The sequence below is a fragment of the Kitasatospora sp. NPDC032757 genome, from assembly GCF_055579305.1.
Genome location: NZ_JBVINN010000030.1, coordinates 91,796 through 111,640, shown reverse-complemented (window position 1 = coordinate 111,640; position 19,845 = coordinate 91,796). Strand labels below are relative to the sequence as shown.

Annotated in this window: 14 protein-coding genes; 10 read left to right on the top strand and 4 right to left on the bottom strand. The window is 72.9% G+C overall.

The features are described 5' to 3' along the window. Positions 1–500: 500 nt before the first annotated feature. Together ACZ5WK_RS28010 and ptsP are read left to right on the top strand one after the other, a co-directional pair. Entirely contained in the window at positions 501–950 is a 450-nt protein-coding gene (locus ACZ5WK_RS28010) for a PTS sugar transporter subunit IIA (RefSeq protein WP_465551266.1), read from the top strand. 100 nt (positions 951–1,050) lie between these two features. After that, positions 1,051–2,721 (top strand): phosphoenolpyruvate--protein phosphotransferase, encoded by a 1,671-nt coding sequence (gene ptsP, locus ACZ5WK_RS28005; RefSeq protein ID WP_465551264.1) that lies wholly within the window; start codon positions 1,051–1,053, stop codon positions 2,719–2,721. Between the two features lie 91 nt (positions 2,722–2,812). Here the strand turns inward: ptsP and ACZ5WK_RS28000 are convergent, their stop codons facing one another. From ACZ5WK_RS28000 to ACZ5WK_RS27990, 3 genes are all read right to left on the bottom strand, one after another. Continuing rightward, a complete protein-coding gene (locus ACZ5WK_RS28000) occupies positions 2,813–4,831 on the bottom strand; it encodes an acetoacetate--CoA ligase (RefSeq protein WP_465551261.1) in 2,019 nt (672 codons plus the stop codon). A 154-nt stretch (positions 4,832–4,985) separates the two neighbouring features. Beyond that, entirely contained in the window at positions 4,986–5,534 is a 549-nt protein-coding gene (locus ACZ5WK_RS27995) for an NUDIX domain-containing protein (RefSeq protein ID WP_465551259.1), read from the bottom strand. Between the two features lie 136 nt (positions 5,535–5,670). After that, positions 5,671–6,627, bottom strand: a complete 957-nt coding sequence (locus ACZ5WK_RS27990; RefSeq protein ID WP_465551257.1) for an NUDIX hydrolase — start codon at positions 6,625–6,627, stop codon at positions 5,671–5,673. 169 nt (positions 6,628–6,796) lie between these two features. On the opposite strand from ACZ5WK_RS27990, the gene mmuM reads away from it, so the two are divergent. The 7 genes from mmuM (at position 6,797) to ACZ5WK_RS27955 (ending at position 17,764) form a co-directional block, all read left to right on the top strand. After that, on the top strand, positions 6,797–7,735 hold the full coding sequence (gene mmuM, locus ACZ5WK_RS27985; protein ID WP_465551255.1) for a homocysteine S-methyltransferase: 939 nt from the start codon (positions 6,797–6,799) through the stop codon (positions 7,733–7,735). Positions 7,736–7,839: 104 nt separating this feature from the next. Further along, positions 7,840–8,604, top strand: coding sequence for an IclR family transcriptional regulator (locus ACZ5WK_RS27980; protein WP_396324888.1), 765 nt, complete (start codon positions 7,840–7,842; stop codon positions 8,602–8,604). Between the two features lie 323 nt (positions 8,605–8,927). Then, the gene (locus ACZ5WK_RS27975) at positions 8,928–9,647 is read left to right on the top strand and encodes an MIP/aquaporin family protein (protein WP_465551253.1); all 720 of its coding nucleotides are present in this window, start codon (positions 8,928–8,930) and stop codon (positions 9,645–9,647) included. 108 nt (positions 9,648–9,755) lie between these two features. Next, positions 9,756–11,282 (top strand): glycerol kinase GlpK, encoded by a 1,527-nt coding sequence (glpK, locus tag ACZ5WK_RS27970; protein ID WP_465551251.1) that lies wholly within the window; start codon positions 9,756–9,758, stop codon positions 11,280–11,282. Between the two features lie 152 nt (positions 11,283–11,434). After that, a complete protein-coding gene (locus ACZ5WK_RS27965) occupies positions 11,435–13,030 on the top strand; it encodes a glycerol-3-phosphate dehydrogenase/oxidase (RefSeq protein WP_465551249.1) in 1,596 nt (531 codons plus the stop codon). Positions 13,031–13,289: 259 nt separating this feature from the next. Continuing rightward, a complete protein-coding gene (locus ACZ5WK_RS27960; protein WP_465551247.1) occupies positions 13,290–17,312 on the top strand; it encodes a DNRLRE domain-containing protein in 4,023 nt (1,340 codons plus the stop codon). Then, on the top strand, positions 17,312–17,764 hold the full coding sequence (locus ACZ5WK_RS27955; protein ID WP_465551245.1) for a hypothetical protein: 453 nt from the start codon (positions 17,312–17,314) through the stop codon (positions 17,762–17,764). Before ACZ5WK_RS27960 ends, ACZ5WK_RS27955 begins: the two co-directional genes overlap by 1 nt. A gap of 63 nt (positions 17,765–17,827) precedes the next feature. On the opposite strand, the gene ACZ5WK_RS27950 is transcribed toward ACZ5WK_RS27955, so the two are convergent. Then, positions 17,828–19,048, bottom strand: a complete 1,221-nt coding sequence (locus tag ACZ5WK_RS27950) for a metal-dependent hydrolase family protein (protein WP_465551243.1) — start codon at positions 19,046–19,048, stop codon at positions 17,828–17,830. Between the two features lie 82 nt (positions 19,049–19,130). Between ACZ5WK_RS27950 and ACZ5WK_RS27945 the strand changes: the two genes are divergently transcribed. Beyond that, positions 19,131–19,751, top strand: a complete 621-nt coding sequence (locus ACZ5WK_RS27945; protein WP_465551241.1) for a TetR/AcrR family transcriptional regulator — start codon at positions 19,131–19,133, stop codon at positions 19,749–19,751. Positions 19,752–19,845: the final 94 nt, after the last annotated feature.

Sequence of the window (19,845 nt, the reverse complement as noted above, 5' to 3'; positions counted from 1 at the left end):
TTGACTTTTGGCACGCTGTTGAGTTCTCAAGGAACGGACACTTCCTTCGGACCGCCTTCCAGCGGGCCCTCCGGGCGCTTCGTTCTTTCGTGTTTCCAGCTTACCAGATGATTTCCGCTCCGTTTTCCGGCGCTTTTCGCATCTGAAATCTGCTGTTAACCGTCGACTTGCGGCGACTCGACCAACCATAGCGGGTCCCGCGCTGGATCGCGAACCGGGCCGCGCCCGGCATCACCCGGTCGGAGGCATGATTTGTTGCTCTCGCGAGCATATACAGCAATGGTCCTGATTCGCCAAGATGCCTGTAGAGTGCGGCGCATCGGTGAAGAGGACTAGACCACTGTCGGTCGCTGAGATGTCGGCCGAGTTGGGTGGTCGGGGCGTGGTTCTTCGCCCGGGAATGTCAGCATATGTCCGAAGTTGACATAATTTAGGCTTCAGCCGATGTCCTGCCGCAGCTCGCGGCCGCTCGCTGTACTGCGCACTTGGGAGGCTCAACCATGACCACTGTGACGTCGCCGCTGACCGGCCGTGTCGTCGGGCTCGCCGGCGTGCCCGATCCGGTCTTCTCGGGCGCCATGGTCGGCCCCGGCACCGCGATCGACCCGGTTCGCCGGCCGACCGAGGCCGTGGCCCCGGTGGACGGTGTCGTCGTCTCCATGCACCCGCACGCGTTCGTCGTGGTGGACGCGGACGGGCACGGTGTGCTGACGCACCTCGGGATCGACACCGTCCAGCTGAACGGCGAGGGCTTCGAGCTGCTCGTCAACAAGGGCGACACGGTGACCCGCGGCCAGGCCGTCATCAAGTGGGACCCGGCCGCCGTCGAAGCCGCCGGGAAGTCTCCGATCTCGCCGATCGTCGCACTGGAGGCTGCGGCCGACTCGCTCGGCGGACTCCGCGAGGACGGGGAGGTCGCCCTGGGCGACGCCCTGTTCAGCTGGAGCTGACCTCTTTCCTTCCGACACACCCGCCCCGCCGCACTCGACGGGGCGGCCCGGCACACAGCGGTACCCGGCGGGGCCGCTTCTCTCAGTGGAGACAGTGACTATGGAGAAGACCCTGCGCGGCGTGGGTGTGAGCCACGGGGTCGCGATCGGCCAGGTGCGGCACATGGGGACGGCGGTGCTGGAGCCGCCGGCCACCCAGATCCCGACCGAGGACGCTCCCCGTGAGCAGGCCCGCGCCCAGGCGGCCGTCGAGGCGGTGGCCGCGGACCTCACCGCTCGCGGCAACCTGGCCGGCGGCGAGGCCCAGGCCGTGCTGGAGGCTCAGGCGCTGATGGCGCAGGACCCGGAGCTGATGGCCGACGTCGCGCGCCGGATCGCCGTCGGCAGCAGCGCCGAGCGCGGCGTCTACGACGCCTTCGCCGCCTACCGTGCGCTGCTGGCGTCGGCCGGGGACTACCTGGCCGGCCGCGTCGCCGACCTGGACGACGTCCGCAACCGCATCGTGGCGCGGCTGCTGGGCGTGCCGATGCCGGGTGTGCCGGACAGCGACGAGCCCTACGTGCTGTTCGCCCGGGACCTGGCGCCGGCCGACACGGCGCTGCTGGACCCGACGCTGGTGCTCGGCTTCGTGACCGAGGAGGGCGGGCCGACCAGCCACAGCGCCATCCTGGCCCGGGCCATGGGCGTGCCGGCCGTGGTGGCGCTGCCGGGGGCGACCGATGTCCCCGAGGGCACCGTCGTCGCGGTGGACGGCAGCTCGGGCGACGTGCTGGTGGAGCCGTCGCTGGAGAAGCAGGACGAGCTGCGCCGGATCGCCGCCGAGCGCAAGGCCGCGCTTGCCGCGTCCTCCGGTCCGGGGCAGACCTCGGACGGGCACCGGGTGCCGCTGCTGGCCAACGTGGGCGGCCCGGCCGACCTGCCGGCCGCGCTGGAGGCCGGGGCCGAGGGCGTCGGGCTGTTCCGGACCGAGTTCCTCTTCCTGGACGACTCGGCGAAGGCGCCCAGTGAGGAGAAGCAGGTCGAGGCGTACCGCAAGGTGCTGGAGGCGTTCCCGGAGGGCCGGGTCGTCGTCCGGGCCCTGGACGCGGGCGCGGACAAGCCGCTGGACTTCCTGACCCCGGCGGACGAGCCGAACCCGGCGCTCGGTGTGCGCGGTCTGCGCACGCTGCTGGAGCACCCCGACGTCATGCAGACCCAGCTGCGCGCGCTGGCCAAGGCCGCCGAGGGCCTGCCGGTGCACCTCGAGGTGATGGCCCCAATGGTGGCCGACCGCAAGGACGCCAAGGACTTCGCGGACGCTTGTCGTGAGGCCGGGCTGAGCGCCAAGTACGGTGCGATGGTGGAGATTCCGTCGGCGGCGCTGCGGGCGCGGTCGATCCTCCAGGAGGTGGAGTTCCTCTCGCTGGGGACCAACGACCTCGCCCAGTACACCTTCGCCGCCGACCGCCAGGTGGGTGCGCTGGCCCGGCTGCAGGACCCTTGGCAGCCCGCGCTGCTGGACCTGGTCGCGTTCTCGGCCGAGGCCGCGCAGATCACCGGCAAGAGCTGCGGTGTCTGCGGCGAGGCCGCCTCCGACCCGCTGCTGGCCGTCGTCCTGACCGGTCTCGGTGTCACCAGCCTCTCCATGGGCGCGGCGTCGATCCCGTACGTGCGGACCGCGCTGGCCAAGTACACGCTGGCGCAGTGCCGCCGGGCGGCCGAGGCGGCGCGGGCCGCGGACAGTGCCGAGAGGGCACGGGCCGCGGCGCAGCAGGTGCTGTCCGGCGAGTAGCAGCACGAGTCGCCCGCCGCACGAGCGGCGGCAGCCGGAGATGTCGAAGGGGCGCCCCCGCCGTCCGGGGCGCCCCTTCGTCGTGCCCGGATCAGGCCTGGCGGTCGCGGCGGAGCTGCTCGAAGAACCGCAGGTGGTCGAGGTTGTCGACGGATCCGGGGTTGACGGCCTGCTCCAGCGGGGTGCCGGAGAGCAGGCGCTTCACCGGGACCTCGATGCGCTTGCCGGTGAGGGTGTGCGGAAGGCCGCGGACGGCGATGACCTCGTCGGGGACGTGGCGCGGGGAGAGTTCGGTGCGCAGCGAGGTGCGGATGCGGCCGGTCAGGTCGTCGTCGAGGGTGGCGCCGGGGGCGAGGACTACGAAGAGCGGCATCCAGTAGCCGCCGTCGGGCTCCTCCAGGCCGATGACCAGGGATTCGGCGATCTCGGGGAGGCGTTCGACGACCTCGTAGATGTCGGAGGAGCCCATCCGGACGCCCTGGCGGTTGAGGGTGGAGTCGGACCGGCCGTGGATGACGACGGTGCCGCGCGAGGTGACGGTGATCCAGTCGCCGTGGCGCCACACTCCGGGGTACATGTCGAAGTAGCTGTCGTGGTACCGGGCGCCGTCGGGGTCGTTCCAGAAGCCGGTGGGCATGGACGGGATCGGCTTGGTGACGACGAGTTCGCCGACGGCGTCGGTGAGCGGGCGGCCCTGGACGTCCCAGGACTCGACGGCGGCGCCGAGGCAGGGGGCCTGGATCTCGCCGAGGTGGACGGGGAGGGTGGGGACGCCGCCGACGAAGCAGGAGCAGACGTCGGTGCCGCCGCTGACGGAGGCGAGCCAGACGTCGTCCTTCACCTCGTCGTAGATCCAGCGGAAGCCGTCGGGCGGGAGCGGGGAGCCCGTGGTGCCGATGCAGCGGACGGCGGAGAGGTCGAGGTCGCGGCCGGGGTGGAGGTCGGCCTTGCGGCTGGCGATGACGTAGGCCGCGGAGGTGCCGAGGACGGTGGCACCGGTGCGGGCGGCGACCGACCAGAGGGCGCCGGTGTCGGGGTGGCCGGGGCTGCCGTCGTAGGTGACGATCGTGGACCCGGTGAGGAGGCCGGCGAGGAGGAAGTTCCACATCATCCAGCCGGTGGAGGTGTACCAGAGGAAGCGGTCGTCGGGGCCGAGGTCGAGGTGGAGGCCTGCCTGCTTGAGGTGTTCCAGCAGGATGCCGCCCTGGCTCTGGACGATGGCCTTGGGCAGGCCGGTGGTGCCGGATGAGTAGAGGACCCAGAGCGGGTGCTCGAAGGGGAGGGGTTCGAAGACCGGCTCGACCTCGTCGGCCACCAGGTCGTCCCAGTGCAGGGCGCCCTCGGGGGCGGGGCCGCCGAGCAGGGGGACGTGGACGACGGTGTGCAGGGTGGGGAGCTCTCGGCGGAGTTCGGCGACGACCTCGGTGCGGTCGTGGTCCTTGCCGCCGTAGTGGTAGCCGTCGACGGCGAAGAGGACGGCGGGTTCGATCTGCTGGAGGCGGTCGAGGACGCTTCGGGCACCGAAGTCGGGGGCGCAGCTGGTCCAGACGGCGCCGACGGCGGCGGTGGCGAGGAGGGCGACGGCGGCCTGCGGGATGTTGGGCAGGTAGGCGCTGACGCGGTCGCCGGGGCCGATGCCGCGGGCGCGCAGGGCGGCGGCGAGGGAGCCGACCTGGCGGCGCAGCTCGCCCCAGGAGAGCGCGACCGGGTGGTCGGTGGTCTCGTCGAGGTGGAGGATGGCCGGCTTGTCGGCGTTGGCCCGGTCCTCGGCGGCGCGCAGGGCGTGCTCGGCGTAGTTGAGGCGGGCGCCGGGGAACCAGCGGGCGCCGGGCATGGCCGGGTCGGCGAGGACGGCGTCGGGGGCCTGGGTGAAGCGGACGTCGAACCACTGGGTGACGGCGGTCCAGAAGCGGTCGAGGTCTTCGGTGGACCAGGCGTGCAGGTCGGCGTAGCGCCGGGCGGCCTGCTGGTCGTCGTCGGCGGGGGCGAGCGGTGCGGCCGGGGCGCCGTGGTGTTCGGCGGCCCAGGCCTGGAAGGCCACGAGCGTGGTGGCGGCGGCGCGAGCGGGGGTGGGGCGCCAGAGCGGCTGGTCCTGGGGTGGGGTGCTCACGGTGGTGGTCTCCCGGCCGGTGGATGGGACGGGGGTGCTTGTGGCAGGGCCCGTCCGGTTGGGGCTGTCGGTGCAGACCCTGCCATGTGATCGCCCGGTGCGCCAGGGTCTGCCCCGGGGGTGCGGGCCTGGTCAGCCCGGTGCCGGTGGCCGGTCAGCGCGGCGGGAACTCGCCGTTGAACCAGGCTCGGGAGACCCGGGTGTGGAAGGCGAAGACGAGTGGGGTCTCCGGGGTGGCGAGCTGCCAGCCGTCGGTCTCGTCGGTGGGCTTGGACGGCGGGAGTTCGGCCAGCGGGCGGGCGGGGAGCAGGCCGAAGAGGCAGAGGAAGCCGCCGTGGGTGTCGGAGTCGGTGGCGACCAGGGTGACGTCGGAGGCGTCGGCCAGGATGCCGGTCTCCTCGCGGAGTTCACGGACGCAGGCCTGCTGCCAGCTCTCGCCGTAGTCGATGTAGCCGCCGGGCAGGGCGAGTTCGCCGTAGCCGGGCTCGATGGTGCGGCGGATGACGACGAGGCTGGGCTCGGCGCTCTCCTGGGTGACCGGGAGGACGGTGACGACGACGGGCAGCGGGTTGCGGTAGCTGATCTCGGAGCAGCCCAGGCAGGTACGGGGCCAGGCCTCTGTGCCGGGCGGGTAGGGCGTGCCGCACCAGTGGCAGTGGGAGTTGGGCCGGTTGCTCGTCCTGCTCACCTCTTGAGTGGTCATGGCCGGATGGTAGTGCCGCCGGGTGGCCGGCGGCAGCGCTCCGCCGATCTTGGTCGGATCGTCCCGGGCGGTGTGCGCCGGCGGGCCGGTACTGGGGCCTGTCGGAGGGCGCAGGGAACGGGGCCGGTGGCGCCGGTCAGCGGATCTCGTCCTCGCGGGTGGGGCGGAGGAGGGCCGGGTGGAGGAGTTGGGCGTCGCCGGCGCAGTAGTTGCGGGCGCGGGGGCCGCCGCGGGCGCCGCCGCGCTCGGTGGTGGTGCCGGTGCTCTCGACGAAACCGGGGACGGAGAGGACCTTGCGGTGGAAGTTGCCGGGGTGGAGCTTCTCGTCCCAGACGGCCTCGTAGACGGCGCGCAGCTCGGGGATGGTGAAGTCGTGCCGGAGGAAGGCGGTGGCCAGCGGGCTGTACTCGATCTTGGCGCGGGCCCGGTCGAGGCCGTCGGCGAGGATGCGGGCGTGGTCGAAGGCCAGCGCGATGGGGGCGGGCCGGCCGTTTTCGGGCTCCTCGGTGTGGGGCTGCGCGGTGCGGGGCTGCCCGGCCTCGGCGGAGGGGCCGGCGGGCCCGTCGACGCCACCCCCGTGGGTGTCGACGGGCCCGTCGGCGGCTGGTGACCGGCCGGTGGGCGGCCGGAGGTCGAGGGCGGTGACGGGGTGCCAGGCGGCCGTCGCCGCGTCCGAGCCGGCCTGAGGATCCGGCAGGTCGGGGGCGAAGGCCAGGTAGGCGACCGAGACGACGTGCATGCGTGGGTCCCGGTCGGGCGCGCCGTAGGTACCGAGCTGTTCGAGGTGGATGCGGCTGAGGGCGGCTTCGGCGTCGGAGCTGCCGTGCAGGCCGGTCTCCTCGGCGAGCTCGCGGGCGGCGGCCTCGTCGAGGCCCTCCTCGCCGGCCCGCAGGAAGCCGCCGGGCAGCGCCCAGGAGCCCTGGTAGGGCGGGCCCGCGCGCTCGACCAGCAGGACGTGGAGGCTGCCGTGGCGCAGCGTCAGTGCGACGACGTCGACGGTGACGGCCACCGGGGTGTAGGCCCGTGGGTCGTAGGCGGCGAGCCACGCGCGCTCGTCCATGCCGGCGGTGACGGGGGGCTGCTCCACGGCCATGGCCGGCTCCTTTCCGGTGTGGCGCCCGGTACGGCGTCGTCGTTCTCGGGATGAGCACAACGTAGCGAGCCGTTGACTCTGCGGCAAATGGATTTCCGGGAGGCCCGCTCGGGCCGTCTTCTAGGCTGTGGCCAGGAGCTTTGCCCGAGGACAGGTCTTGGAGGCCGTCATGCCCGCCACTCCCCCGCCGGACTTCGCCGCGGCGGTGGCCGCCGGTCCGCTGGTACTGGACGGCGGGATGTCGAACCAGTTGGCGGCGGCCGGGCACGACCTGTCGGACGCGCTGTGGTCGGCGCGGCTGCTGGCGGACGCTCCGGAGGCCGTGGTGGCCGCGCACCGGGCGTACTTCGCGGCGGGGGCGGAGGTCGCGATCACCGCGAGCTACCAGGCGAGTTTCGAGGGTTTCGCGCGGCGCGGGCTGGGCCGGGCGGAGGCGGCGGGGCTGCTGGCGCGCAGCGTGGAGCTGGCGCGGGAGGCGGCACGGCGGGAGGGGGCACGGCGGGAGGGGGCGGGCCGGCCGCTCTGGGTGGCGGCGTCGGTGGGCCCGTACGGGGCGGTACTGGCGGACGGGTCGGAGTACCGGGGGCGGTACGGGCTGACGGTGGCCGAGCTGGAGGCGTTCCACCAGCCGCGGCTGGAGGTGCTGGCGGCGGCCGGCCCGGACGTGCTGGCACTGGAGACGGTGCCGGACGCGAACGAGGCGCGGGCGCTGCTGCGCGCGGTGCGCGGGCTGGGGGTGCCGGCCTGGCTGTCGTACAGCGTGGCGGGCGGGCGGACCAGGGCCGGGCAGCCACTGGCGGAGGCGTTCGCCCTGGCCGCGGAGGCCGACGAGGTGGTGGCGGTGGGGGTGAACTGCTGCACACCGCAGGACGCGGACCGGGTGGTGGCGCTGGCCGCGCGGGTGACCGGCAAGCCGGTGGTGGTCTACCCGAACAGTGGTGAGTCCTGGGACGCCGGGGCCCGGGACTGGCGCGGCGGTCCGACGTTCCGTGCCGACCGGGTGGGCGGCTGGCTGGCCGCCGGCGCCCGGCTGGTGGGCGGCTGCTGCCGGGTCGGCCCGTCCGAGATCTCCGCACTGGCCGCCGAGGTGACGCGCGGCCGGCGCTGAGATTACCGAGGGGGAAGGTGCACGGACGGGGGGCAGCCTGGCAGACTCATCCCGTTACCACTGCGGTCGACATTGTCGACCGCCTGTCAGCCCGGAGGTACCGAATGCCCGGCCCGATCCAGTCGCTCTCCCGGGCCGCCGCGATCATGCGCCTGCTGGCCGGCGGTGAGCGCCGCCTGGGCCTGTCCGAGGTCGCGACGGCGCTGGACCTGGCCAAGGGCACCGCGCACGGCATCCTGCGGACCCTCCAGCAGGAGGGGTTCGTGGAGCAGGACCCGGAGAGCGGCAAGTACCAGCTGGGCGCGGAGCTGCTGCGGCTGGGCCAGAGCTACCTGGACGTCCACGAGCTGCGCGCCCGGGCCCTGGTCTGGGCGGACGACCTGGCCAGGGCGTCCGGCGAGACCGTCTATCTCGGGGTGCTCCACCAGCAGGGCGTCCTGATCGTGCACCACGTCTTCCGGCCGGACGACACCCGGCAAGTGCTGGAGGTCGGCTCGATGCAGCCGCTGCACTCCACCGCGCTGGGCAAGGTGCTGCTCGCGTACGACCCGGTGGCCCGCGGCGAGCTGGGCGACGGGCCCTTCGAGGGGTACACCCCGCGGACCCTGACCGAGGCGGCCGACGTGGACGCGGAGGCGGCGCTGATCCGCGAGCGCGGCTGGGCGGACTCCGTCGAGGAGACCTGGGACGGCGTGGCCTCGATCGGCGCGCTGATCCAGGACCGGCGGCGCAACCCGGTGGGCGCGGTCTGCATCAGCGGCGCGGTGGAACGGGTCTGCGAGGACGGCTTCGTCAAGCCCTCGCTGGTCGCCTCCGTGCGCAGCGCCGCCCGGGCGATCTCGCGGGACCTGGGGGCCGGGCGGTTCTGACGCCGCCGCAGGGGCGGTCCGGCGGGTCGGTGCCGGAGATCCGACGTTCACGCTGAGGCGCGGACAGGCGCGATGCCTGTCCGCGCCTTAGCGTTTTGTCCGTATGTGGTGCTAACCGATCGGTCACCAGGAGTGAAGGGTCACAGCTGCGTAACCCGGCCTTGACGTGAAGGCGGCCCGGGGAGGAAGCTTCCGCATGACGGTCGACATTGTCGAACGATGGCCGAGCGAACCTCTCCCACAAAGCGCTCACCCGCACAGTGATCGCTCGGCCACCTGCCCCCACCCCCGCACCTCCGGGCCATATGGACAAGGGAGTCTTTGTGTCCGCGTTCTCCACCGGCGACATCTTCGTCGGCGAAACCCTCGGCACCGCCGCCCTGATACTTCTCGGCGGCGGCGTCTGTGCCGCTGTGACTCTCAAGAAGTCGAAGGCCATCAACGCCGGCTGGCTGGCGATCACCTTCGGCTGGGGCTTCGCCGTGATGATCGCCGCCTACATGTCGGCCCCCAAGTCCGGCGCGCACCTCAACCCGGCCGTGACCCTGGCCCTCGCCGTCAAGTCCGGCGAATGGAGCGACGTCCCCGTCTACCTCGGCTCGCAGCTGCTCGGCGCGATGATCGGCGCCGTTCTCGTCTGGGCCACCTACCTCGGCCAGTTCCAGGAGAACAAGGAGCCGACCCTGGGCATCTTCGCGACCGGTCCCGAGATCCGGAACCCCGTCCAGAACCTGCTCACCGAGATCATCGGCACCTTCGTGCTCTGCTTCGGCATCCTCACCCAGGGCGTCAACACCAGCCTCGCCGACTCGGGCCTCGGCATCCTGATCGTCGCCTTCACCGTCGTCGGCATCGGCCTCTCGCTCGGCGGCCCGACCGGCTACGCCATCAACCCGGTCCGTGACCTCGGCCCGCGCATCGTGCACGCGCTGCTGCCGATCCCCAACAAGGGCACCTCGGACTGGTCCTACGCCTGGATCCCGGTGGCCGGCCCGGTCGTCGGCGGTCTGCTGGCCGGTGGCCTGTACAACGCCATCTTCTAAAGCCACGGCCGAATATCCGCGGCCAGGCTTCGCGCCACCCGAGCACGGGGACTGACCGGACAGTCAGACCCACCCACCCGAACCCCCATTCTTGAGCCGAGGACCCTCATGACCTCCACTGGCACGGGCAACTACATCTCCGCGATCGACCAGGGCACGACCTCCAGCCGCTGCATCATCTTCGGTGCGGACGGACGGATCGTCGCCGTCGACCAGCAGGAGCACCGGCAGATCTTCCCCCAGCCCGGCTACGTCGAGCACGACGCCGCCGAGATCTGGACCCGCGTCCAGTCGGTCGTCCGCGGCGCGCTGGAGAAGGCCGGCCTGACCAGGGACGACATCCGCGCGATCGGCATCACCAACCAGCGCGAGACCACCGTCCTGTGGGACAGGCACACCGGCGAGCCGGTGCACAACGCGCTGGTCTGGCAGGACACCCGCACCGAGGCGCTCTGCCGCGAGCTGGGCCGCAACGTCGGCCAGGACCGCTTCCGCCGCGAGACCGGCCTCCCGCTGGCCAGCTACTTCGCCGGCCCGAAGATCCGCTGGCTGCTGGACAACGTCGAGGGCCTGCGTGCGCGTGCCGAGGCCGGCGACATCCTGTTCGGCACCATGGACACCTGGGTGATCTGGAACCTCACCGGCGGTGCCAACGGCGGCAAGCACGTCACCGACGTCACCAACGCCAGCCGCACCATGCTGATGAACCTGCAGACCCTGGCCTGGGACGAGAAGATCGCCGAGTCCATGGGCGTGCCGCTGGCCGTCCTGCCGGAGATCCGCTCCTCCGCCGAGGTCTACGGCCACGCCGTCGGCGACCTCGAGGGCGTGCCCGTCGCCTCCGCGCTGGGCGACCAGCAGGCCGCGCTGTTCGGCCAGACCTGCTTCGACAAGGGCGAGGCCAAGTCCACGTACGGCACCGGCACCTTCCTGCTGCTGAACACCGGCGAGGACATCGTCAACTCCTACCACGGCCTGCTGACCACCGTCGGCTACCGGATCGGCGACCAGAAGCCGGTCTACGCCCTGGAGGGGTCGATCGCCGTCACCGGCTCGCTGGTCCAGTGGCTGCGTGACCAGCTCGGCATCATCTCCACCGCCGCCGAGATCGAGACCCTCGCCAACACCGTCGAGGACAACGGCGGCGCCTACTTCGTCCCGGCCTTCTCCGGCCTGTTCGCCCCGTACTGGCGCTCCGACGCCCGCGGTGTGATCGCCGGCCTCACCCGGTACGTCACCAAGGGCCACCTGGCCCGGGCCGTGCTGGAGGCCACCGCCTGGCAGACCCGCGAGGTCGTCGACGCCATGGAGAAGGACTCCAAGGTCAAGCTGACCGCCCTGAAGGTCGACGGCGGCATGACCAGCAACAACCTGCTCATGCAGAACATCGCCGACGTACTCGACGCACCGGTCGAGCGCCCGTACGTGGCCGAGACCACCGCGCTGGGCGCCGCCTATGCGGCCGGCCTGGCCGTCGGGTTCTGGAGCGATCTGGACACCCTGCGGGCCAACTGGCACCGCGCCGCCGAGTGGACCCCGCGCATGGACGAGGCCACCCGGGAGCGTGAGTACAAGAAGTGGCTCAAGGCCGTCGAGCGCACCATGGGCTGGGTGGAGGAGGACGAGCAGAGCTGACCCGCCAAGCCGGTCGGGGCCCCGCGGCCCCGGCCGGCTTGCCCCCGTTTCACCGGCCCGCCGCACCGGGCCGACCGGCCTCTCAGCAGGGGCCGCACCGCACACCGAGAGGAGTAACGGCGCCGCCCGACCCGCGCCGCCGTACACACACCATGGCTACCATCCCGACCCTGGGCGCCGAGCGCACCGCCGGCCGCACCGCCTCCCGCGCCGAGACCCGCGAGCTGCTGGGCAAGGCCACCTACGACCTGCTGGTGATCGGCGGCGGCATTCTCGGCACGGCCGTCGCCTGGACCGCCTCCCAGGCGGGCCTCAAGGTCGCCATGGTCGACGCCGGCGACTTCGCCGGTGCCACCTCCAGCGCCTCCTCCAAGCTGGTCCACGGCGGTCTGCGCTACCTGCAGACCGGCGCCGTCAAGCTGGTCGCCGAGAACCACAAGGAGCGCCGCGCGCTCGCCACCGACGTCGCCCCGCACCTGGTCAACCCGCTGACCTTCTTCGTGCCGGTCTACAAGGGCGGCCCGCACAGCGCGCCCAAGCTCGGTGCCGGCGTCTTCCTCTACTCGGCGCTCTCCGCCTTCCGCGACGGCATGGGCCGGGTCTCCACCGCCGCGCACGCCGCCCAGCAGGTGCCCGCGCTGCGCACCGAGGGCCTGCGCTCGGTGGCCGTCTACGGCGACCACCAGATGAACGACTCGCGCGTCGCCGTGATGACGGTGCGCGCCGCCGTCGACGCCGGCGCCGTGGTGCTCAACCACGCCGAGGTCACCGGCCTGCGGTTCACCGGCGGCCGGGTCACCGGCGCCGACCTGAAGGACCGCCTGGACGGCACCGAGTTCGGCGTCGACGCCCGCCTGGTGCTCAACGCCACCGGCCCCTGGGTCGACCACCTGCGCAAGATGGAGGACGCCGGCGCGGCCCCGTCCATCCGGCTGTCGAAGGGCGCGCACGTCGTCGTCAAGCGGCGTTCCCCGTGGCGTGCGGCCCTGACCATCCCGATCGACAAGTACCGCGTCTCCTTCGCCATCCCGTGGGAGGACCACGTCCTGCTCGGCACCACCGACGAGGAGTACACCGGCGACCCGCAGGACGTCCGGGCCACCGAGGCGGACATCGACCAGATCATGGGCGAGGCCGCGCACGCCATCCGCGACGAGCACATCGACCGCGACCTGATCACCTACGCCTTCGCCGGCCTGCGGGTGCTGCCCGGCGGCCCCGGCGACACCGCCGCCGCCAAGCGCGAGACCGTTGTCACCGAAGGCCGGGGCGGCATGCTGTCCGTCGCCGGCGGCAAGTGGACCACCTACCGGCACATCGGCCGCACCGTGCTGGAGAAGCTCGCCCACGTGCCCGGCACCAGCCTCGGCGAGGACATGTCGCCGATCGCCCCGACCGTGCCGCTGCCCGGCGTGGGCGCGCCGAACGCCGTCGCGCACCGTCTGCTGATCGACCGCGAGCCCGGCAACCGGATGGAGCCGCTGGTCGCCAGGCACCTGGCCAGCCACTACGGCACGCTCTCCTTCGAGATCGCCCGCATGATCGACGAGAACCCGGAGCTGGGCCGGCCGATCCACGAGGACGGGCCGGACGTCTGGGCGCAGGTCGCCTACGCCGCCGACAGCGAGTGGGCGTACACCGCGGACGACGTGCTGCGCCGCCGCACCACCATGACCGTGCGCGGCCTGGACACCCCGGAGATCCGCGACGAGGTCGAGGCCTTCCTGGGCAAGCGCCAGGGCAAGTAAGGGCTCGCCGGAGGCCCCGTGGCCCGGCGCGCAGGACTCGGAGGGCGGGCACCCCAGGGCTGGGGGTGCCCGCCCTCCCGCATGCCCGGACGGAGCCACCGCGATCGTTTGCATACCGCGCGTCACAATCGCATCAAGTTCCTAAGGAAATCTTTAGGCATTGGGTCTTTTTGTCCTGATTTATCATGATCATCTCGCTCTATGGCCTTCCTTATGCTCCGCCCAGCACTGTTGATCAACAGTGGGTCAAGGAGCAGCAATGCACGTCTCAAGACGGGCCCTCGCCGGCCCGCTGGCCCTCACGCTGGCGCTGACGCTGGCGGGCGGGTCACAGGTCGCGTTCGCGGCCAAGCCACAGCCCAAACCCTCCCCCGGCAAGCCCCCGATGGTCGCCGCCACCGACCCGACCGGCAGCATCGCCGCCGCCCGGGTCGCCGCCCGTACGACCGGAAAGCGCGTCGAGGCGGCCTCCGAGCGCAGCGAGGTCTCGACCACCTGGGTCAACCCGGACGGCACCCTCACCACCGAACTCTCGGCCGGTCCGGTGCGCTTCCTGCGCGACGGCAAGTGGGCCGATGTCGACCTCACCCTCAAGGCCGCCGCCGACGGCTCGGTCGCCCCGGCCGGGCACCCCAACGCCATGAAGCTGGCCGGCGCCGGCGGCAAGCGCCCTCGCTCGCTCCAGGAGGCGCAGGCCCAGGGCGTGCAGGGCGGCGCGGAGGCGGCCCGCACCCTGGTCTCGCTCGGGTCCGGCGACGACGCGCTGGCCCTGCAGTGGAAGGGCGGCCTGCCCGCGCCCGAGCTGAACGGCCCGCGCGCCACCTACCGGGACGCCATCGGCGACGGCGCCGGCGACCTGGTCGTCGAGGCCACCCGGACCGGCTTCGAGCAGTTCGTGACGCTCAAGCAGCGCCCCGGCGCGGCCGGCTACTCGTACACCATGCCGTTCAGGGCCAAGGGCCTGAAGGCGGTCGCCCAGGCCGACGGCAGCGTGCTGTTCACCGACCGCAGGAACGGGCAGAAGCGCGCCGTCCTGCCGGCCCCCGTCGCCTGGGACGCCACCACGGCGCCCGGCTCCAGCGAGCACCCGCGGCAGGCGAAGGTCGACCTCAAGGTCGTCCAGCACGGCGACGACGTCGACCTGGTCTTCACCCCGGACGCCGCGTTCCTGAACGACCCGGCCACCGCGTACCCGGTGACCGTCGACCCGGCCACCGCCGGTCTCGGCAACGCCTTCGACACCCGCGTCCAGAAGGGCGAGACGGTCGACTGGTCGGCCGACACCGAGATCTACTGGGGCAACCCCGGCACCAAGAACGCCGACGGCAGCTCCCGCGAGGCCCGCTCCTTCATCAACTGGAACACCGCCTCGATCGCCGACGCGCTGGTCTCCGGCGCCACCCTGTCGCTGTACAACTTCCACTCCGGCAACAGCGACTGCCTGAACTACGCCTGGGACGTCTACGACACCGGCCTGGCCTCCACCGCCTCCCGGTGGACCGCCCAGCCGGCCTGGGGTACCAAGCGGGCGACGTCCACCGAGACCAAGGGCCGGGACGCCTGCGGCGGCGACGGCTGGATCAACGCCGACGTCACCACCATGGTGCAGAACTGGGCCTCGGCGAAGAACGCCACCTCGGGCCTGGGCCTGCGCGCCCCCGACGAGACCAGCACGAAGGTCTGGAAGGAGGTGAACTCCGCCAACGCGGCGAGCAACGTGCCGAAGCTGACGGTGAACTACAACTACCGGCCGCGCACCGGCACCAAGCAGCAGGCCGGCCCGCCGTTCCTGCAGGACGGCACCGGCACCTGGCGGGTGGACACCACCACCCCGGTGCTCCGCGACACCTTCGTCGACCCCGACGGGGACAAGGTGACCGGCACCTTCCAGCTGGTGGACGCCATCTCCGGCGCCCAGGTCGGCAACGTCAACGTCTCCGGCTACGTGGCCAGCGGCACCCCCGCCGAGGTCACCGTGCCGGCGGGCCTGCTCCAGTACGGGCACACCTACCGGTTCCGCACCTCACCGTACGACGGGCTGCACTACAACCTGAGCTGGTCCGCCTGGGCCACCTTCAGCGTCAGCCCGCTGCCGGACGTGCCGACCGCCCTGCAGAGCGGCGCCCAGCAGACGCTCACCCCGGTCCTGTCGGCCCTGGTGACCAATCCCAACCAGGGGCGCATCCGCACCGAGTTCGCACTGAAGGCCCAGGACGGCCAGCCGCTGCCGACCGTGCTCGCGCCCGTCTGGGTGGACAGCGGCAACCGGGCCTCCGTCCAGGTGCCCGCCGGCGCGCTGACCGACGGCGGCAGCTACACCTGGGCGGCGCGCGCCTGCGCCGCCGTCGGCTGCTCGGCCTGGACCGCCGACCAGCCGCTGACCGTCCACGTACAGACGCCGCCGGTCCCGCCGACGCCGACCACCGTCGTGCTCACCGGCGCCGCGCTCGCCGACGCCTCGGCGGCCACCGCCGGCGGCGGCTGCGACACCGGCGCCTGCCCGGCGGCGGACCCGGCCGAGCTGCGGATCGGGACCGTCGACGGCAGCAGCTGGACCAGCTGGCTCAAGCCCGACCTGTCGGCCGTCCCGGCCGGCTCCCGGGTGATCGGCGGCAAGCTGGAGCTGACCCGCTCGGACTGCACGGCCGGTGCCCCCGGCTGTGACGAGGCCGCGGTCGACGTCTTCCAGCTCGGCTCGGCCTGGGCCCCCGGCGAGAGCGGCACCGCGCTGACCGCGGCCGCCGGCGCGGAGAGCTACGCCTCCGCCGCCAAGCTCTCCGAGACCGACCTGGCCGCCCTGGCCGGCTCCTGGATCGAGAAGGGCGAGGCCTACGGGCTGGCCCTGCGCCCGCCGGCCGGCTGGACCGGCGCCGCCCGCTACTGGTCGGCCACCGCCGCCGACCCGGCACAGCGGCCGAAGCTGACCCTGGACTACCTGGCGCCGACCGCGCCGGGCGCGGCCGAGCTGGTCACCGCGACCGGCGGCGACGCCGGGCTGGTCGTCGGCTGGAACGCCCCGACCGACCGGGGTTCGGTCGGCGACATCGGCTACACCGTCCGGGTCGAGACCTCCGACGGCGCGTTCGTCCGGGAACTCACCACGGCCGACGTCCGGGCCGTGTTCACCGGTCTGGACAACACCCGCTCGTACCGCGCCGTGGTCACCGCCCGGAACAGCTACGGCAGCGCCGCCGCGGTCACCTCGGCCACCGTGCAGGGCACTCCCGCGGCCGGCGGCCCGGACCAGTACCGCGGCTTCGTGCAGGAGTACCTGGACGCCCGCAACAAGGTGAAGATGAAGGCCGGGTACACCGCGCCGGACGCCGCCGCCGAGGCCGCGCACGGCACCGTCTTCGTCGACCTGCTGGCCACCCAGGAGGCCTCGCTGGTCGCCAACCGCGAGGCGCTGGCGACCCAGAACCAGGTGTACACCGCGGCCGCGGTCACACTGACGGACGTGGTGGTGGACCAGCAGACGGCCGGCAAGGTCGTGGTGCGGGCCACCGCCAAGGACTCGGTGATGATCCGGTCCAACGGCGTGGACTCCCCGAGCGAGAGCGCGGGCCCGAAGCGGTTCGAGTTCACCGTCGGCCAGACGGTGGTGCTGGCCTCCGAGGCCGACGACCTCGCCGCCCAGCAGAAGCTCTCCTCCTCGGCCGCGGCGCAGGCCCAGGTCGAGGTCGCGGACGCCGCGCAGCCCGACCCGGCGGACAGCCAGAAGGCGATTCCGCTGGACGCCAACGGCTTCCCGGTCCAGCCGGTGCAGCAGGCCGCCGGTGCCGTCCAGGCCGGGTACAACTACTACGGCACCGCCGACTGGGCCCGCCGCAACGTCGGGATCAAGTGGGACTTCCCGCAGGACTGCACCAACTTCGTGTCCAAGGCGCTGTACTACGGCGGCGGCATGAAGGTCCGGTACGGTTTCAAGACCTTCGACAGCGCCTGGTGGACCAACGACTACTGGATGTTCGGCTGGCACATCAACCGGAGCTACACCTGGGCCGGCGCGGCCAACCTGCACCGGCACCTGCTCAACTACCGGTACTCGACCTGGCTCCGGTGGACCTCCGACGCCCGGCCCGGTGACATCGTCTTCTTCAAGTGGAAGTACGAGTCCCGGATCAACCATGCTGCGGTGGTGGTCAGTTGGGGAGCATCGATGGAGCTGCGCCAGCACGGCCGGCAGGGTGTCACCACCCTGAACGAGGTGCTGTCGTACTACCGGCAGAAGGGTGACCCGATCGAGTGGTTCGTCGTCGTCCGCCCGCTCGGGACCAACTGATGGCGCCGGGGCGGCCGGTCGCGGCGGCGCTGGCGGCCGTGCTCTCGGCCGCCCTGGCGGCGGGGTGCTCCGGCGGCACCCCGGACGCCGAGCTCGCGTACGCGAGCGACTACGCCGGCCATCCGCACCTGCGGGTGACGGGCTATCCGGTCACCGGCACGCTGGACGTCGTCCAGCAGGTCGTCTGGCGGCTCGCCGACGGCGCCGCGGACCGGCTGGAGAAGCTGGCCGCCTCGGACGGCTCGGCCGACGGGCACCGCACCGCCGCGGCCGCCTGGGTGCGTGAGTACCAGCAGGGCGCCAAGGGGTCGGTCACCGCCGACTTCGGCGACGACCCGGCCGACCGGCAGACCGTGCAGCTCAGCTTCCACGACACCGGTCAGGTGAAGGAGCTCACGCTCCGCCTGGACGGGCAGGCGGGCGGCTCCGGCTGGCGGGTGCTGTTGAAGTAACTCCCCGGCGACGGGCGGGCGTTCCTCCGGGAGCGCCCGCCCGTTCTCGTTCGACACCCCTGCTCAGACCACCGCGCCGGCCTTGACCACGTGCTTCAGGTGCCGCTCCGGGGCCGTCAGCACCCCGAGGTCGGCCAGCGGGTCGCCGTCGACGAGCAGCAGGTCGGCGTGGGCGCCGGGCGCGAGGGTGCCGAGCTGCCCCTCCATCCCGAGCAGCCGCGCCGCCGTGCTGGTGGCCGAGCGGATCACGTCCGCGGCCGGCTGCACCTCGGCGCGGAGCCGGAACTCCTCCAGCTGCGCCGGGTGCAGCGGCCCGAGCAGGTCGCTGCCGTAGACCAGGTTGGCGCCCGCGCGGTGGGCGCGCTCCAGCGCCGCCAGCCCGGCGTCGCGCACCTCGGCCAGCTTGCGCTGCGAGGACTCGGGCAGGCCGGACCGGGCTCCGAGCTTCGCCGTCTGCTCGTACGCGATCAGGGTCGGCACCAGGAAGGCGTCCTTCTCCACCAGCAGCGCGAGCGTCTCGTCGTCGATCAGGTTGCCGTGCTCGACGCAGCGCACGCCGGCCCGCAGCGCCCGGTCGACGGCGCGCGGGTGGTAGGCGTGCACGGTGACGTAGCGGTTGTGGTTCTCCGCCTCCTCGACGGCGGCGCGGATCTCCTCCTCGCTGTACTGGACGGCGGCTATCTCGTCGTGCGGCGAGGCGACACCACCGGAGAGCAGCACCTTGAGGTGGGCGGCGCCCTTGCGGAACTCGTCGCGGGCGGCGGCGCGGACGGCGTCCACACCGTCGGCGATCCGGGCGAAGTTCGGGCGGGACTCGCAGCAGGGCAGCGTGTCCTCGCCGAGCGGGCGCAGGTCGCCGTGGCCGCCGGTCTGGGAGAGCGCCTTGCCGCCGTGGACCAGCCGGGGGCCGAGCGCCAGGCCCTCGTCCAGCGCGCGGGCCATGCCGTGGTCGGCGCCGCCGACGTCCCGGACGGTGGTGAAGCCGCGGCGCAGCATCCGCCCGGCCTCGGCCAGGGCCCGCACGGTGAGGTAGCCCGGGGTCCAGTTCGCGACCGCCCCCAGGTCGAGGGTGGTGACCAGCAGGTGGACGTGGGCGTCGATCAGGCCGGGCAGTGCGGTGGCGCCCTGGGCGTCGATCACCCGGACGCCGTCGCCGGGCGCGGGCGGGCGGCCGGTGCCGGTGGCGGCGATCCGGCCGTCGGCGATCTCGATCCAGCCGGTGTCGGTACGGGTCCCGGTCTCGGGGTGGAGCAGGTGGGCATGGGTGATCAGCAGTCGGCTCATGACGGCGGTTCTCCTGGCGGGCAGAGTTCAGGGCGAAGATTTCAATACGACCTGTATTGAATACACCATGTATCGTGATCCTGTGAACCCACCCACGGTCGAACCCGATGCCCCCAGACCCCCGCGGCGGCGCGTCCACACCCGGGCGCGGATCCTCGCGGCCGCCGGCGAACTGTTCCTCTCCGCCGGGTACGGGCGGACGAGCATCGAGGACATCTGCGCCGCCGCCGGCTACACCCGCGGCGCGTTCTACTCGAACTTCGCGGGCAAGGAGGACCTGCTGCTGGCCCTCTTCGACGAGCAGGCGGCGGGCCGGATCGACGAGCTGGAGCGGCTGGCGGCGGCCGCCGGGGCGCTGGCGCCGCAGGAACGGGCACGGCGGCTGGTCGAGGCACTGCTGCGGGTCGAGCCGGCCGAGACCGGCTGGATCCTGCTCTTCCTGGAGTTCCGGCTGCTGGCCGCCCGGACACCCGGGCTGGCCGAGCGGGTCGCGGAGCACGACCGGGCGGTGTCCGCGGCGCTGGCGGCCGTCCTGGAGCGGGCGCTGCCCGGGCTGGTGCCGCCGGGCACGACGGCCGGGCAGGCCGCCGCGGTGATCCTGGCCGCCCGCGAGGGCCTGCTGGCCCGGACGGCGGCCGGCGGCGCGGCGGCGGAGGAGCTGCTGGCGGCCTCGGCGGCTGTTCTGGGCGGGCTGCTCGACTGAGCCCTCCGCGGCGGCGAACACGCCGAAGGGCGGCACCCGTTGCGTACGGGTGCCGCCCTTCGGCGTGCGGTCGCGCTCGCGCGGTGGAGACCTC